This window comes from Mycobacterium paraffinicum, assembly GCF_001907675.1.
Classification (GTDB): Bacteria; Actinomycetota; Actinomycetes; order Mycobacteriales; family Mycobacteriaceae; genus Mycobacterium; species Mycobacterium paraffinicum_A.
Map to the genome: position 1 here is coordinate 25,484 of NZ_MPNT01000021.1, position 15,278 is coordinate 40,761.

Consider the following 15,278-nt stretch of genomic DNA (forward strand, 5'->3'; position numbering starts at 1 on the left):
ACCCGATGAGTTCACTGCGCACCCACGACGACACCTGGGACATCAAGACCAGCGTCGGCAGCACCGCGGTGATGGTCGCCGCCGCCCGGGCCGTCGAAACCGAACGCACCGACGCCCTGATCAGCGACCCGTACGCCAAACTGCTGGTCACCAACGCCGGCGCCGGGGTCCTGTGGGAGCACCTGCTCGACCCCGACGTAGCGGCCAAGATCGAGAACCTCGACACGGACTCCGCGGCACAACTCGAGCACATGCGGAACTACCAGGCGGTGCGCACCTATTTCTTCGACACTTACTTCAACGACGCCGTCGCGGCTGGAATCCGGCAGGTGGTGATCCTCGCGTCGGGCCTGGACTCGCGCGCCTACCGCCTCGACTGGCCGGCCGGCACCGTCGTGTACGAGATCGACCAGCCCGAGGTGCTGGTGTACAAGTCCGCGACGTTGGCGGACAGCGGTGCCACGCCGAAGGCGGACCGCCGCACCGTCGCCATCGACCTACGGCAGGACTGGCCGGCCGCGCTGCGCGCCGCGGGCTTCGACCCGACCCAGCGCACCGCATGGCTGGCCGAGGGCCTGCTGATGTACTTGCCGGCCGAAGCTCAGGACCGGTTGTTCACCCAGATCGGCGAGCTCAGCGCGGCCGGAAGTCGGGTCTCGGCGGAAACGGCGCCCGCCCAAGCCGACGAGCGCCGGCAGCAGAGGCGCGAGCGGCTACGGAAGGTCGCCGACGAGCTCGGCATCGAACAGACCATCGACGTCGGGGAGCTGATGTACCACGACGCGCACCGGGCGGATGTCACGGACTGGCTCAACACCCACGGCTGGCGCGCCAAGGCGCAGCAGTCGACGGACGAGATGCGCAGGCTGGGCCGCTGGATCGAGAACGCGCCGCAGACCGACGACAAGGACGCCTTCTCCGACTTCGTGATCGCCGAGCGGCTTTAGTGCCGCGCTCGCTGGACGATTCCTGGGACATCGCCACCAGCGTCGGCGCGACCGCGCTGATGGTCGCCCCGGTCCGCGCCGCAGAGACCGCCAGCGACCAGCCACTGATCCGTAACCAGTTCACCGAGCCACTGGTCTCCACGCCCGAGCTGGCGGCGTCCGCGAGCACTATGTGACCGCTACCGAACCCTGACCGGCCGTCAGCCCAGATCCTTTCTACTGCTCTCCCAACCGGATGGTTAGGATCGCGGTTATACACCCATGAGCGCTTGCGCGACGAGCAGCGGGCGCGCCCGGGATGACCGAAGCAGGGGAAGGACAACGATGACCACCGAATCGGTTACATCCAAGACATCCGCCACCAATGGCGCGCCGACCGCCCAGCAAGTAGACGTTCCCGCCACGGTGGCACGGCTCCGCAAGACGTTCGCCACCGGGCGCACGCGCGACGTCGAGTGGCGCAAGCGGCAGCTGCTGCAACTGGCGAAGCTGATGGAAGAGAACGAGGCGGCCATCGCGGACGCTCTCGCCAAGGACCTGGACCGCAGCCCGTTCGAAGCGTTCATCGCCGACATCGCGACGACGGCCGGCGAGGCGAAGTTTGCGGCCAAGCGGGTGCGCAGGTGGACGCGTCGCAAGTACCAGCTTCTGGAGGTGCCTCAGCTGCCCGGCCGCGGCTGGATCGAATACGAACCGTACGGCACCGTGCTGATCATCGGTGCGTGGAACTACCCGTTCTACCTGACGCTTGGCCCCGCCGTCGGCGCGATCGCCGCCGGCAACGCGGTCATTCTCAAGCCCTCGGAGATCGCCGCGGCATCCGCGCACCTGATGGCCGAACTGGTGCCCAAGTACCTCGACAACGACGCGATCGCCGTGGTCGAGGGTGACGGCTCGGTCAGCCAGGAGCTGATCGCGCAGGGCCTCGACCGACTGCTGTTCACCGGCGGCACGGAGATCGGCCGCAAGGTGTACGAGGGCGCCGCACCGCACCTGACCCCGTGCACGCTGGAGCTCGGCGGCAAGAGCCCGGTGATCGTGGCGGCCGACGCCGACGTGGACGTCGCCGCCAAGCGGATCGCCTGGATGAAGCTGCTGAATGCGGGCCAGACGTGCGTCGCCCCCGACTATGTGTTGGCGGACGCCAAGATTCGCGATGAGCTGGTGAGCAAGATCGGCGCCGCCATCACGAAGTTCACGGCGGACAAGCCCAACGGGATGCGGATCGTCAACCAGCGGCAGTTCGACCGGATCAGCGGTTACCTGGCCAGCGGCGACGGCAAGGTGGCCGTCGGTGGAGCCTGTGACGCCTCGAGCCTCCGTATCCAGCCCGCCGTGGTGGTGGACCCCGATCCGAACGGCCCGCTGATGCAGAACGAGATCTTCGGACCGGTGCTGCCGGTGGTGACCGTCCAATCCCTGGACGAGGCAATACGTTTCGTCAACGCACGGCCCAAGCCGCTGTCCGCCTACTTGTTCACCAAGACCCGGGAGACCCGCGAGCGGGTGATCAAGGAGGTGCCGGCCGGCGGCATGCTGGTCAACCACCTGGCCTTCCAGGTCTCGACGGCCAAGTTGCCGTTCGGTGGGGTCGGCGCGTCGGGCATGGGCGCCTACCACGGCCGGTACGGCTTCGAGGAGTTCAGCCACCGCAAGTCGGTGCTGACCAAGCCGACCCGGCCCGACCTGTCGAGCTTCATCTACCCGCCGTACACCGAGCGCGCCATGAAGATGGCCCGCAGGATGTTCTGACACTGCTCCAAATCACTTGTTAGAAGCTATTTTTCATCTTAGAGAGGAACCTGATGCCCGGAGTGCAGGATCGCGTCATCGTCGTCACCGGAGCCGGTGGGGGACTGGGCCGTGAATACGCCCTCACCCTCGCCCGGGAGGGTGCCAGCGTCATCGTGAACGACCTCGGCGGCGCGCGCGACGGCACCGGCGCCGGCCACAACATGGCCGACGAGGTCGTCAAGGAGATCCGGGACGCGGGTGGGCGGGCGGCCGCCAACTACGACAGCGTCGCCGACCCCGACGGCGCAGCCAACATCATCAAGACGGCCCTCGACGAGTTCGGCGCCGTTCATGGTGTGGTGAGCAATGCCGGCATCCTGCGCGACGGCACGTTCCACAAGATGAGCTATGAGAACTGGGACGCCGTGCTCAAGGTGCACCTGTACGGCGGGTACAACGTGCTGCGCGCCGCGTGGCCGCATTTCCGGGAGCAGAGCTACGGCCGGGTCGTCGTCGCCACCTCCACCAGCGGACTGTTCGGCAACTTCGGTCAGACCAACTACGGGGCGGCCAAGCTGGGCCTGGTCGGCATGATCAACACGCTGGCGCAGGAGGGTGCGAAGTACAACATTCACGCCAACGCCGTCGCGCCGATCGCGGCCACCCGGATGACCGAGGACATCATGCCCAAGGAGGTGCTCGAGAAGCTGACACCCGAATACGTCGCGCCGGTGGTGGCTTACCTGTGCACCGAGGAAAACCCCGACACCGGTTCGGTTTTCATCGTCGGCGGGGGCAAGGTGCAGCGGGTGGCGCTGTTCCAGAACAAGGGCGCCAACTTCGACAAGCCGCCGACGGTGGAGGATGTCGCTGCGCACTGGTCGGAGATCGACGACCTCTCCGCGGCGGAGCAGGCCAGCTTCAAGCTGTAGCGGCCGGATCAGGCGAGCAGTTCGTTGCGCAGGCGGTCGACATCCGCCTGCGCAATGCCTGCGTCGCGCAGGTAGGAATCCAGTGAGCCGCACGCCTCATCGATGGCTTGGCGCGCGGCGGCCAGATACTCCGGGCGGACTCCGAGTACACCGTCGGCCAGCCGCGCCTTGGTGAACGTGACGACCTCCGGGGTCAGTTCGACGTCGGAACGCTGTTGGATCATCTCGTAGATGTGGTCTCGCAGTTGCGGCACCGCGGCATTGCTGCGCAAGTAGTCGGCGACGATGGTGTCGCGGTCGATGCCAACCGATTCCAGCACCGTGGCGATCACGAAGCCGGTGCGGTCCTTGCCCGCAAAGCAGTGGGTGAGCACCGGACGCCCGGCTGCCAGCAACGAAAAGACATGCTGCACAGCGCGTTGCGCTCCGTTGCGGAACGGGAATTGCCGGTACTCGTCGATCATGTGGCGGACGGCGGCCTCGTTGATGGCCTCGTCGGATTGGTCGGGATCACCCTCGAACAGCCGCCGGAACGCCGCTTCGTGAGGCGCTGCGTCATTTGGGTCGTCGCTGGGCTTCTCCTCGTCGCCGAGGTCGGGGAAGGGCAGTAGGTGGATGTCGACGCCGTCGGGAACCAGTCCTGGGCCGCGGCGGGCGACCTCCCGCGCGGCGCGCAGATCGGCGACGTCGGTGATACCCAACTCGCGCAGCGTCGCGCGGCCCGCGTCGTCGAGACGGCTCAGCTCACCCGAGCGGAACAGCCGGCCGGGTCGAAGCCCGGGAGTCTCGTCGGCGACGTCGCGAAAGTTCCACGCGCCGGACAGTTCCCGGAGCGTCTCAGTCATGTGCGGTGACCGCCGCGGCGAGCGGGGATTTCTCCTTGCCGAGTTCGGCGCGCGCGATGGTCCGCATGTGCACCTCGTCGGGGCCGTCGAAGAGCCGCATGGCGCGGTGCCAGCCGTACGACCGGGCCAGCACCGTGTCCTCGCTGACCCCGGCGGCGCCGTGCACCTGGATCGCACGGTCGATCACGTCGCAGGCCACCTGTGGCGCCACCGCCTTGATCTGCGAGACGAGCGTGTGAGCGGCCCTGTTGCCATGCTGGTCGATGGTCCACGCCGCCTTGTGGCACAGCAGCCGGGCCTGGTCGATTTCGTTGCGGGACTTGGCAATCGCCTCCCGCACCACGCCCTGCTCGGCCAGCGGGCGACCGAACGCCACCCGGTTCTGGACTCGGTCCACCATCAGAGCTAGCGCGCGTTCGGCGCCACCGAGGGCGCGCATGCAGTGGTGGATGCGGCCCGGTCCCAGCCGGGCCTGGGCGATCGCGAAGCCGCCGCCCTCCTCGCCGAGCAGGTTGGTGGCCGGCACCCGGACGTTGTCGTAGATTATCTCGCAGTGCCCGGGCTGGTCCTGGTAACCGAAAACGGTTGTCGAGCGGACAACGGTCACGCCCGGGGTATCGATTGGCACCAGCACCATCGACTGTTGCTGATGGCTGGCCGCCTCGGGGTTGGTGCGGCCCATCACGATCAGGATCTTGCAGCGCGGGTCCGACGCGCCGGACGTCCACCACTTGCGCCCGTTGATCACGTAGTCGCCACCGTCGCGGACGATCGAGGTCTCGATGTTGCGCGCGTCGCTGCTGGCGACCGCGGGCTCGGTCATCGAGAAGGCGCTGCGGATCTCGCCATTGAGCAACGGCTCGAGCCACTGCTTGCGCTGCTCCTCGGTGGCGAACAGGTGCAGGGTTTCCATGTTGCCGGTGTCGGGCGCCGCACAGTTGAGCGCCTCGGGCGCGATCTCCAGGCTCCAGCCGGTGAGCTCGGCCAGCGGCGCGTATTCGAGGTTGGTCAGCCCCGACTCGGCCGGCAGGAACAGGTTCCAGAGCCCGGCCGCTTTGGCTTTGGTCTTGAGTTCCTCGATGATCGGGGGGACGGTGTGATCGTTCGGGCCGGCCTCGTGCCGGTACTTCTCGTAGTCGGCCTCGGCCGGGAAGACGTACTCGGTCATGAAGTCGGACAGTCGCTTGTGGTAGTCGTTGGCTTTGGCCGACATCGCGAAGTCCATGCCGCCACGATAGGACACGTGTCCTGACGGTCCACATGGCGAGCCTCGATGGTTCACCTTCGCGACACTGAAACCTCGCACGCGAAACGCCGTGACGGGTGTGCGTGGTTTCAGTCTCGCGGTAAACATGGACGCCATGAGCGAATCCCGTCCGCCGTTCCCCCCGTTCACGTACGAAACGGCGCTGCAGAAGGTGCAGGCCGCCGAGGACGCCTGGAACACCCGCGACCCGCAGCAGGTCAGCCTGGCCTACACGCCGGACTCGCAGTGGCGAAACCGCGACGAACACGTCGTTGGCCGCGACGCGATCGTGGCGTTCCTGACCCGCAAGTGGCAGCGCGAGCTCGACTACGCGTTGCGAAAAAGCTTGTGGGACTTCCACGAGAACCGCATCGCCGTGCGCTTCCAATACGAATGTCACGACGCGACCGGGCAGTGGTACCGCAGCTACGGCAACGAGTTGTGGGAGTTCGCCCCGTCGGGGTTGATGGCGCGCCGCGAGGCCAGCATCAACGACGTGCGCATCGACGAGTCGGAGCGCCGCTACTTCGGGCCGCGGCCGGCCGCCGAGCACGGCCGCGACATCCCGCTCTGGTAACCGCGAGCGGCCACAACGGCTCCGTGTGAGTCCACAACACGTCGGGCAGTACTGCCTGCGCCGCGGGTGACGAACCATCGACGGGAGTCGATCGGCCGCTGGGGGGTATCCCGTCCCGGTCGATCGCACGTCCGGGCCGAAAACAGGCAGGCGTTAAGGTAGCGAAGCGTGCGGCCAGCCAGCGGCACATCCAAACGGCAGGAAACGGGAAAGCAGATGTACGCGCCATGACAGATGCGCAGACGACGGTAGGGGTGGTCGCCGAATCCGGGGCCGACGAACGACGGGTCGCGCTGGTCCCCAAGGCGGTGGCGTCGCTGATCGGCAGCGGTGTGGCGGTGGTGGTCGAGTCGGGTGCGGGCGAGAAGGCGTTGCTTCCCGACCAGCTCTACACCGAGGCCGGCGCCAGCATCGGGGACGCGTGGGCCGCCGACATCGTCGTGAAGGTGGCGCCGCCGACCAAAGAAGAGGTCGGCAGGCTGCGCCGCGGGCAGACGCTGATCGGATTCCTGGCGCCGCGAAACGCCGACAACTCGATCGGCGCGCTCACCGAGGCCGGGGTACAGGCGTTTGCGCTCGAGGCCATTCCGCGAATCTCGCGGGCCCAGGTCATGGACGCGCTGTCGTCGCAGGCCAACGTGGCCGGCTACAAGGCCGTCCTGCTGGCCGCGTCGGAGTCGACCCGGTTCTTCCCCATGCTGACCACGGCGGCCGGCACCGTGAAACCGGCGAGTGTGCTCGTGCTGGGCGTTGGGGTGGCCGGGCTGCAGGCGCTGGCGACGGCCAAGCGGCTGGGCGCGCGCACCTCCGGCTACGACGTGCGCCCGGAGGTGGCCGACCAGGTTCGTTCCGTCGGCGCCCAATGGCTCGACATCGGCATCGACGCGGCCGGTGAGGGTGGCTACGCGCGTGAGCTGACCGACGAGGAGCGCGCCCAGCAGCAGGAGTCGCTGGAGAAGGCGATCGCCGGGTTCGACGTCGTGATCACCACCGCGCTGGTCCCGGGGCGTCCCGCGCCGCGCCTGGTGACCGCCGCGGCGGTGGAGTCGATGAAGCCCGGCAGCGTTGTCGTCGACCTGGCCGGGGAGACCGGGGGCAACTGTGAACTCACCGAGCCCGGGAAGACGGTCGTCAAGCGTGACGTGACCATCGCCTCGCCGCTGAACCTGCCGGCGACGATGCCCGAGCACGCCAGCGAGCTCTACAGCAAGAACATCACGGCGCTACTGGACCTGTTGATCACCGACGGCAAGCTGGCCCCCGACTTCGACGACGAGGTTGTCGCGGCCTCGTGTGTCACGCGGGCCTGAGAGGACTACATGTACGACGAGTTATTGGCCAATCTGGCGATCCTGGTCCTGTCCGGGTTCGTCGGGTTCGCCGTCATTTCCAAGGTGCCCAACACCCTGCACACGCCCCTGATGTCGGGGACCAACGCGATTCACGGCATCGTGGTGCTTGGCGCGCTGGTGGTCTTCGGCGAGGTTGAGCACCCCTCTCTGGCGGTGCAGATCATCCTGTTCGTCGCGGTGGTGTTCGGGACGCTCAACGTCATCGGCGGCTTCATCGTCACCGACCGGATGCTCGGGATGTTCAAGGGCAAGAAGAAGGCCGTGGCCGTGAAGACCGAAGACCTGGCGGCGAAATGAACTACCTGGTCACCGTTCTCTACATCATCTCGTTCGCCCTCTTCATCTATGGCTTGATGGGCCTGACGGGTCCCAAGACCGCGGTGCGGGGCAACCTGATCGCCGCGGTCGGCATGGCCATCGCCGTGGCGGCGACGCTGATCAAGATCCGCCATACCGAGTCCTGGGTGCTGATCATCGCCGGTCTGGTGGTGGGCGTCGCGCTCGGTGTCCCGCCGGCCCGCTACACCAAGATGACCGCCATGCCGCAGCTGGTGGCGTTCTTCAACGGCGTCGGCGGCGGCACGGTCGCGCTGATCGCGCTGTCGGAATTCATTGAAACTAAGGGCTTTTCAGCCTTCCAGCACGGCGAGTCGCCGACGGTGCACATCGTGGTCGCGTCGCTGTTCGCCGCGATCATCGGGTCGATCTCGTTCTGGGGCTCGATCATCGCGTTCGGCAAGCTGCAGGAGATCATCTCCGGATCGCCGATCGGCTTCGGGAAGGCCCAGCAGCCGATCAACCTGCTGCTGCTGGCCGCCGCGGTGGCCGCCGCGGTGGTCATCGGCCTGGGCGCGCATCCGGGCACCGGTGGGGTGGCGCTGTGGTGGATGATCGGCCTGCTGGCCGCGGCCGGGGTGCTCGGCCTGATGGTGGTCTTGCCGATTGGCGGCGCCGACATGCCCGTGGTCATCTCCCTGCTCAACGCGATGACCGGGTTGTCGGCCGCCGCGGCCGGCCTGGCGCTGAACAACACCGCGATGATCGTGGCTGGCATGATCGTCGGCGCATCCGGCTCGATCCTGACCAACCTGATGGCCAAGGCCATGAACCGCTCCATTCCCGCGATCGTCGCGGGCGGATTCGGCGGCGGCGGGGTGGCGCCCAGCGGCGGCGGGGGCGGCGACAAGCACGTCAAGGCGACGTCGGCAGCCGACGCGGCGATCCAGATGGCCTACGCCAACCAGGTGATCGTGGTGCCCGGGTACGGCCTGGCCGTCGCGCAGGCCCAGCACGCCGTCAAGGACATGGCGTCGCTGCTGGAGGACAAGGGCGTGCCGGTGAAGTATGCGATCCACCCGGTGGCCGGCCGCATGCCCGGGCACATGAACGTGCTGCTGGCCGAGGCCGAGGTCGACTACGACGCCATGAAGGACATGGACGACATCAACGACGAGTTCGCCCGCACCGACGTCGCGATCGTCATCGGCGCCAACGACGTGACCAACCCGGCGGCGCGCAACGAACAGTCCAGCCCGATCTACGGCATGCCCATCCTCAACGTGGACAGGGCCAAGTCGGTGATCGTGCTGAAGCGGTCGATGAACTCCGGGTTCGCCGGCATCGACAACCCGCTGTTCTACGCCGACGGGACGACGATGCTGTTCGGGGACGCGAAGAAATCGGTGACCGAGGTCGCCGAGGAACTGAAGGCGCTCTAGGCGCGCGGTAGCGCCGCGACGACCGGGCCGACCCACACCCCGAGCAGCCGGCGTAGTTCGGTCCGGTCGCCGGTCGGCGGCGACAGAATGAACGACTGCAAGGTGCGCAGCACGATCTGCAGAATGTCTTCGATCGCATCGGGAGCGTACGCCGACCAGTCGACCTCGAGGCGGTCCAGAATCGAGCGTCCCAGCACGCGCGCGGTCTCGTTGGTGACGGTGACCTGTTCGGCGAACGCGCCCGTGCGCGACACCCGCAGTAGCAGGCCGATGTAGGGATCTTTCGGCAGGCGTTCCAGGGTCAGACAGATGCCCTCGATCAGCGCCGCGGCCGGGTCGGTCATCCCGTGGAGCGCCGTCGCCAGGTGGTCCATGAAATCGTCGGTCGCGTCTAACGCGGTCGCCTGGAGCAGCTCGTCGGTCGAGGCGAAGTAGTGGTAGATGGTCTGCCGCGTCACGTTCAGCGTGCGGGCCACATCGGCCAGCGTGATCTGGTCGCCGCGTTCGTCGATGGTCTGGCGGGTGGCCGACAATATGCGGGCCTTCGCCTCTTCGTCGCTGGCGGGGACGCTGCCGCCCCATCCACGAGTCCGCACACCGCGACGATAGCCGACGCGCGGCGACCGGCCAGGTCATACGTCTTGCGAAGGTATGTATGATCAGCGCATGAGCACAACGACGTGTCCGTTCGGCGAGAACTTCGATTTCACCGACCCCGACGTGTTGCTGGCCGGGTTACCGGTCACCCAATTCGCTGAGCTGCGCCGCACGGCGCCGGTCTGGTGGAACGCCCAGCCCGAGTCGATCTTCGACGACGGTGGCTACTGGGTGATCAGCCGTCACGAGGACGTCGAAGCCATCTCGCGCAACAACGAGCTGTGGTCGACCAACCGGCAGGGCGCGGTCATGCGCCTGCCCGAAGGCGTCACCGCGGATCAGCTCGAGTTGACCAAGGCGCTGCTGATCAACCATGACGCCCCCGAACACACCCGGCTGCGCAAGCTGGTCTCGCGGCTGTTCACGCCGCGGGCGATCGGCCATCTCGAAGAGAAGCTGGCCAGTGCGGCGAAGGAGATCGTGCGCACCGCCGCGCTCAAAGCCGACGGCAACTTCGTCGACGACATCGCGATGAACCTGCCGCTGCTGGCGATCGCGGATCTGATCGGCGTGCCAGAGGCCGATCGCGCGAAGCTATTCAATTGGACCAACGCGATCATGAACACCGACGATCCCGACTTTGACAGTGACCCCACCGCCGCCAACGCCGAACTGATGGCCTACGCCTACAACATGGCCGACGAGCGGCGCCGCTGCCCGGCCGACGACATCGTCACGCGCCTGATCCAGGCTGACATCAACGGGGATGCACTGGGCGACGTCGAATTCGCGTTCTTCGTGATCCTGCTTGCCGTGGCGGGCAACGAGACCACCCGCAACGCAATGACCCACGGAATGAACGCGTTCTTCGACAACCCGGATCAATGGGAACTGTTCAAGCGGGATCGCCCTTCCACCGCGGTCGACGAGATCATCCGCTGGGCCAGCCCCGTGCATTGCTTCCAGCGCACCGCTCTGGCCGACGTCGAATTGGGCGGCGTCACCATCAAGGAGGGCCAGCGCGTCGGTTTGTTCTACAGCTCAGCGAATTTCGACGAGGAAGTCTTCGACAACCCCTTCGAATTCGACATTCTGCGCAATCCCAATCCGCACCTGAGTTTCGGCGGCAATGGGGCGCACTACTGCATCGGCGCGAATCTGGCCCGCATGGAGATCAAGTTGATCTTCGACGAGCTCGCCGAGCAGATTCCCGACATAAGCAAGCTCGCCGAACCGCAGCGCCTGCGGTCGGGCTGGATTAACGGGGTCAAGCGCCTCGACGTCGCATACCGCAGCTGATCGACGACCGAGTCACAGCCGGCATAACGCTGTCCCGCACAGACCCCAGCTCGGGTATCGCGTTCTCGTCGCTGGCGTTGGGTTGTGCCGCGCAACGCGGGGGCGATTTGTTCTGGGCGCGAAAAAGTCTGCTTAAACCGGCGGGTACGCGGGCGGCGGGTAGCCGTTTCCGTCGACGACGCCGCGCAGGCCCCACGGGACGTAGCGGAAGAAGAACTCGATCTCGTCGCTAGCGTCGTAGTCCGGGCTCGGATCCATGAGGCCACCCCTCCAGTCGCGACTTGAGCTTTCTCAGCGAGTCTAGTCCCATCCGTGTCGGGGCGACACCTGGCGTTTGCCTAAACTGTCCAACCAGTTGATTGATAATTGGCCTTGCCCGGCACCCCAGGGTCCCGCCCGGCAGTGACGATAGCGAGGGCAGATGCCACCCGAGAACGGACTAACGCGACGCGAGGAGCTGCTGGCCGTCGCCACCAAGCTGTTCGCCGCGCGCGGCTACCACGGCACCCGGATGGACGACGTCGCCGACGTGATCGGCCTGAACAAGGCGACCGTCTATCACTATTACGCCAGCAAGTCGCTGATCCTGTACGACATCTACCAGCAGGCCGCCGAGGGCACACTGGCCGCGGTCCACGACGACCCGTCCTGGACCGCCCGCGAGGCGCTCTACCAGTACACGGTCCGCCTGCTCACCGGCATCGCCGCCAATCCCGAGCGGGCCGCCGTTTACTTCCAGGAGGCGCCCTACATCACGGAGTGGTTCACCGAGGAACAGGTCGCCGCGGTCCGTGAGAAGGAAACCCAGGTCTACGAGCACGTCCACGGCCTCATCGACCGGGGGATCGCCAGCGGCGAGTTCTACCCGTGCGACTCGCACGTCCTGGCGCTCGGCTACATCGGCATGACGCTCGGCGCCTACCGGTGGTTGCGTCCCAGTGGACGGCGCAGCGCCAAGGAGATCGCCGCGGAATTCAGCACCGCGCTGCTGCGCGGCCTCATCCGCGACGAGGCGATCCGCACGAGTTCCCCGCTCGGCCCGTAGCTCGACGGGGGCGACCCCCTTCACCCGGCTACGCCGCGTTCGCGATCGCCCGTAGCTCGACGGGGGCCGGCTACGCCGCGCCCTTCAGGTGCTTGTCGAGGAAGGCGAGCTGGTCGGCGACCACGCGCTCGAACGCCTCGTCGACGTAGATCGCGAAATGGCCCTCGGGATACAGCTTGAGCTCACCGCGCGGAGCGTTGGCCGCATAGCGCAGCGTCGGCGCCGCCGGCGCCACCGAGTCGGCTTCGCACACACAGAATAGGATCGGGCACGAGATCTTCGCAGTCTCCCGGCCGGGACGGTAGGCCATGATCTTCAACGCAATGCGGGCCGCCACCTCGTTGGTCAGCTCCACACCCTCGGGCACGAGCCTGAGGTAACCGGGGTACGCGTCCGGCGTGCTCATCAAGGCGACGTCCCCCGGTCTTCCGACCGTCGGGACCATGACCGGGGGCTTGCCCAGCCGGGCGGCCAGCAGGTCGCGCGCCGCCAGGAGGCCGACCCGCGCAAAGACCAACGGGTTGCTGATCGTGCGCGCCGACGCGATGCCGTCGGTGAAGGGGCACTGGACGACCGCGGCGGCGATGCCCGGCAGCCGGGCCGCCGTGGCGATCACGTGTCCGCCCGCAAAAGAGGTGCCCCACAACGTGATTCGGTCGGGATCGACCCCCGGAAGGGTGCGCGCGTAGGCGACGGCAGCCGCCCAGTCGGCGAGCTGTAACCCGACATCGAGCACCTGGCGGGGGCGGCCCTCGCTGTCGCCGAAGTTGCGGTAGTCGAACACCAGACAGGCGTAACCGGCCGCGCTGAAGCGTTCGGCGTAGGCGTCCAGCCGCATACTTCGGACCCCGCCCAGGCCGTGCGCCATCACCAGTAGCGGCGCGGGTTCGCCGCCCGCCGGGCGGTAGAGCCAGGCGCTGATCAGATCGCCACCGGACGGGAATTGGACGTCCTCGCGTTGTGTCATCAGCAGTCATTCTGCCCGGGCGGTCGCGACCGGTTCGCCGGTATGCGGCAATGATTTTATGGACTACTGTCTAGAAACGTTTGGGGCGCTCAACGGAGGGAGACTCTCATGGCGATCCGCGTCGCGCACGTCGGTACCGGAAACGTCGGAGGGCTGGCCCTGGCCGAGCTGATCACCAACCCGCAGTTCGAGCTGACGGGCGTGTGCGTGTCCACGCCCGAGAAGGTCGGCAAGGACGCCGGCGAACTGTGCGGCGTCGCCCTCGAACCCGGGGTCGTCACCGGGATCATGGCCGTCTCGGACCTCGACGCCCTGCTGGCCACCAAGCCCGAGTGCGTCGTCTACTGCGCGATGGGCGATACCCGGCTGCCCGACGCCATGGCCGATGTCATGCGCATCCTGGCCGCCGGCGTCAACGTCGTCGGCTCGTCGCCCGGGCTGCTGCAATACCCGTGGGGCGTGATGCCCGACAAATACATCGGTCGCGTCGAAGACGCTGCCAAGCAAGGTGATTCCAGCATCTTCATCAGCGGCGTCGACCCGGGATTCGCCAACGACCTGATCCCGTTCGTGCTCGCCGGGACCTGCCAGCGCATCGAGCAGGTGCGCTGCATGGAGATTCACGACTACGCGAGCTACGACGGCGCAGAGGTGATGCACTACATGGGATTTGCCCGTCCCATGGACGAGATCCCGATGCTGTTGCAACCGGGCATCCTGAGCATCGCCTGGGGTACCGCGATCCGTCAGCTGGCCGCCGGCCTGGGCATCGAGGTCGACGAGATCACCGAGTCCTACCAACGCGAGCCCGCACCGGAGGATTTCGACATCGCGGTGGGCCGGGTCGCCAAGGGCACCGTGGCCGTGCTGCAGTTCGAGATCCGCGGCATGGTCAAGGGCCATCCCGCGATCGTCATCGAGCATGTCACCCGGCTGCGTCCGGACCTGCGTCCGGACCTGCCTCAGCCCGCCGCGGGCGACGGCTCCTACCGCGTCGAGATCACCGGGGAGCCGTCGTACGCCGTCGACATCGTCCCGAGTAGCCGCAAGGGCGACCACAATCACGCCGCGATCGCCGGCGCCGCGGGCCGCATCGTCAACGCCATCCCCGCGGTCATCGCCGCACCACCCGGCATTCGGACCACGCTCGACCTGCCGTTGGTCACCGGCAAGAACCTGTACGCACCAACCACTTTGGTGAACACCTAAATCGGAAGGAGTCCCTGTGGGACGGGTAGATGGCAAAGTTGCGCTGATCAGCGGGGGTGCCCGGGGGATGGGCGCCGAGCATGCGCGGCTGCTGGCGTCCGAGGGCGCCAAGGTGGTGATCGGCGACATCCTCGACGACGAGGGCAAGGCGGTGGCTGACGAGATCGGCGACTCCGTCCGCTACGTCCACCTCGACGTGACCCAGCCCGACCAGTGGGACGCCGCCGTCGAGACCGCAGTCAGCGAATTCGGCAAGCTGAACGTGTTGGTCAACAACGCCGGGACCGTCGCGCTCGGACCGCTCAAGAGTTTCGATCTGGCCAAGTGGCAGAAGGTGATTGACGTCAACCTGACCGGAACCTTCCTGGGCATGCGGGTGGCCGTCGAGCCGATGATCGCTGCGGGCGGCGGTTCGATCATCAACGTGTCCTCCATCGAGGGCCTGCGCGGCGCACCCATGGTGCACCCATACGTCGCCTCCAAGTGGGGGGTACGCGGGCTGGCGAAATCCGCGGCTCTGGAGCTGGCGCCGCACAACATCCGCGTCAACTCGGTGCACCCCGGCTTCATTCGCACTCCGATGACCCAACATCTGCCCGAGGACATGGTGACGATTCCGCTCGGTCGCCCGGCCGAGTCGCGGGAGGTCTCGACCTTCATCCTGTTCCTGGCCAGCGACGAGTCGTCCTACGCGACGGGCAGCGAGTTCGTCATGGACGGCGGGCTGGTGACCGACGTGCCGCACAAGGAGTTCTAGGCTCGGTTCGTCGGCGAACGTGAACTCAGGGCGCGAATTGAGCTTATTTTTCG

16 protein-coding genes and 1 pseudogene are annotated in these 15,278 nt (G+C 67.0%); 12 read left to right on the plus strand and 5 right to left on the minus strand.

From position 1 onward, the window contains the following. Window positions 1–5: 5 nt before the first annotated feature. The 4 genes and pseudogenes from BRW65_RS20590 to BRW65_RS20600 all read left to right on the plus strand — a co-directional run bounded on the left by BRW65_RS20590 (window position 6) and on the right by BRW65_RS20600 (window position 3,613). The gene (locus tag BRW65_RS20590) at window positions 6–947 is read left to right on the plus strand and encodes a class I SAM-dependent methyltransferase (protein WP_073877719.1); all 942 of its coding nucleotides are present in this window, start codon (window positions 6–8) and stop codon (window positions 945–947) included. Further along, window positions 947–1,084, plus strand: a pseudogene (locus BRW65_RS31410) (SAM-dependent methyltransferase); the annotation flags it as partial. The gene BRW65_RS20590 and the pseudogene BRW65_RS31410, both read left to right, overlap by 1 nt. A 187-nt stretch (window positions 1,085–1,271) precedes the next feature. Beyond that, window positions 1,272–2,699 carry an aldehyde dehydrogenase family protein gene (locus BRW65_RS20595; RefSeq protein ID WP_073877721.1) on the plus strand — a complete coding sequence of 476 codons (1,428 nt, stop codon included), beginning with the start codon at window positions 1,272–1,274 and terminating at the stop codon, window positions 2,697–2,699. 53 nt (window positions 2,700–2,752) lie between these two features. Continuing rightward, a complete protein-coding gene (locus BRW65_RS20600) occupies window positions 2,753–3,613 on the plus strand; it encodes an SDR family oxidoreductase (RefSeq protein WP_073877723.1) in 861 nt (286 codons plus the stop codon). Between the two features lie 8 nt (window positions 3,614–3,621). Here the strand turns inward: BRW65_RS20600 and BRW65_RS20605 are convergent, their stop codons facing one another. Both BRW65_RS20605 and BRW65_RS20610 read right to left on the minus strand, forming a co-directional pair. Then, complete coding sequence (locus tag BRW65_RS20605; protein WP_073877725.1) at window positions 3,622–4,458, minus strand: tyrosine-protein phosphatase; 837 nt, start codon at window positions 4,456–4,458, stop codon at window positions 3,622–3,624. Further along, the gene (locus BRW65_RS20610; protein WP_073877853.1) at window positions 4,451–5,671 is read right to left on the minus strand and encodes an acyl-CoA dehydrogenase family protein; all 1,221 of its coding nucleotides are present in this window, start codon (window positions 5,669–5,671) and stop codon (window positions 4,451–4,453) included. Before BRW65_RS20610 ends, BRW65_RS20605 begins: the two co-directional genes overlap by 8 nt. 148 nt (window positions 5,672–5,819) lie before the next feature. Between BRW65_RS20610 and BRW65_RS20615 the strand changes: the two genes are divergently transcribed. From BRW65_RS20615 to BRW65_RS20630, 4 genes are all read left to right on the plus strand, one after another. Beyond that, window positions 5,820–6,281 carry a DUF1348 family protein gene (locus BRW65_RS20615; protein WP_073877855.1) on the plus strand — a complete coding sequence of 154 codons (462 nt, stop codon included), beginning with the start codon at window positions 5,820–5,822 and terminating at the stop codon, window positions 6,279–6,281. A 227-nt stretch (window positions 6,282–6,508) separates the two neighbouring features. Continuing rightward, window positions 6,509–7,591: a Re/Si-specific NAD(P)(+) transhydrogenase subunit alpha gene (locus BRW65_RS20620; RefSeq protein WP_073877727.1), complete on the plus strand. Its 1,083-nt coding sequence runs from the start codon at window positions 6,509–6,511 to the stop codon at window positions 7,589–7,591. A gap of 9 nt (window positions 7,592–7,600) precedes the next feature. After that, complete coding sequence (locus BRW65_RS20625) at window positions 7,601–7,930, plus strand: NAD(P) transhydrogenase subunit alpha (protein ID WP_073877729.1); 330 nt, start codon at window positions 7,601–7,603, stop codon at window positions 7,928–7,930. Further along, window positions 7,927–9,351 carry an NAD(P)(+) transhydrogenase (Re/Si-specific) subunit beta gene (locus BRW65_RS20630; protein WP_073877731.1) on the plus strand — a complete coding sequence of 475 codons (1,425 nt, stop codon included), beginning with the start codon at window positions 7,927–7,929 and terminating at the stop codon, window positions 9,349–9,351. The genes BRW65_RS20625 and BRW65_RS20630 overlap by 4 nt, the downstream gene beginning before the upstream one ends. Here BRW65_RS20630 and BRW65_RS20635 read toward each other — a convergent pair. Next, complete coding sequence (locus tag BRW65_RS20635) at window positions 9,348–9,947, minus strand: TetR/AcrR family transcriptional regulator (RefSeq protein WP_073877733.1); 600 nt, start codon at window positions 9,945–9,947, stop codon at window positions 9,348–9,350. The genes BRW65_RS20630 and BRW65_RS20635 overlap by 4 nt on opposite strands. A gap of 70 nt (window positions 9,948–10,017) precedes the next feature. Between BRW65_RS20635 and BRW65_RS20640 the strand changes: the two genes are divergently transcribed. Continuing rightward, window positions 10,018–11,247: a cytochrome P450 gene (locus tag BRW65_RS20640; protein WP_073877857.1), complete on the plus strand. Its 1,230-nt coding sequence runs from the start codon at window positions 10,018–10,020 to the stop codon at window positions 11,245–11,247. Window positions 11,248–11,379: 132 nt separating this feature from the next. Here BRW65_RS20640 and BRW65_RS31415 read toward each other — a convergent pair whose 3' ends face one another. Continuing rightward, complete coding sequence (locus tag BRW65_RS31415; RefSeq protein WP_007167223.1) at window positions 11,380–11,505, minus strand: hypothetical protein; 126 nt, start codon at window positions 11,503–11,505, stop codon at window positions 11,380–11,382. A gap of 163 nt (window positions 11,506–11,668) precedes the next feature. On the opposite strand from BRW65_RS31415, the gene BRW65_RS20645 reads away from it, so the two are divergent. After that, complete coding sequence (locus BRW65_RS20645) at window positions 11,669–12,292, plus strand: TetR/AcrR family transcriptional regulator (protein ID WP_073877737.1); 624 nt, start codon at window positions 11,669–11,671, stop codon at window positions 12,290–12,292. Between the two features lie 70 nt (window positions 12,293–12,362). Here the strand turns inward: BRW65_RS20645 and BRW65_RS20650 are convergent, their stop codons facing one another. Next, complete coding sequence (locus tag BRW65_RS20650; RefSeq protein ID WP_073877739.1) at window positions 12,363–13,259, minus strand: alpha/beta hydrolase; 897 nt, start codon at window positions 13,257–13,259, stop codon at window positions 12,363–12,365. A gap of 108 nt (window positions 13,260–13,367) precedes the next feature. On the opposite strand from BRW65_RS20650, the gene BRW65_RS20655 reads away from it, so the two are divergent. Next, complete coding sequence (locus BRW65_RS20655; protein ID WP_073877741.1) at window positions 13,368–14,468, plus strand: NAD(P)H-dependent amine dehydrogenase family protein; 1,101 nt, start codon at window positions 13,368–13,370, stop codon at window positions 14,466–14,468. 16 nt (window positions 14,469–14,484) lie between these two features. Further along, complete coding sequence (locus BRW65_RS20660) at window positions 14,485–15,225, plus strand: glucose 1-dehydrogenase (RefSeq protein ID WP_073877743.1); 741 nt, start codon at window positions 14,485–14,487, stop codon at window positions 15,223–15,225. The last annotated feature ends 53 nt before the right edge of the window (window positions 15,226–15,278 follow it).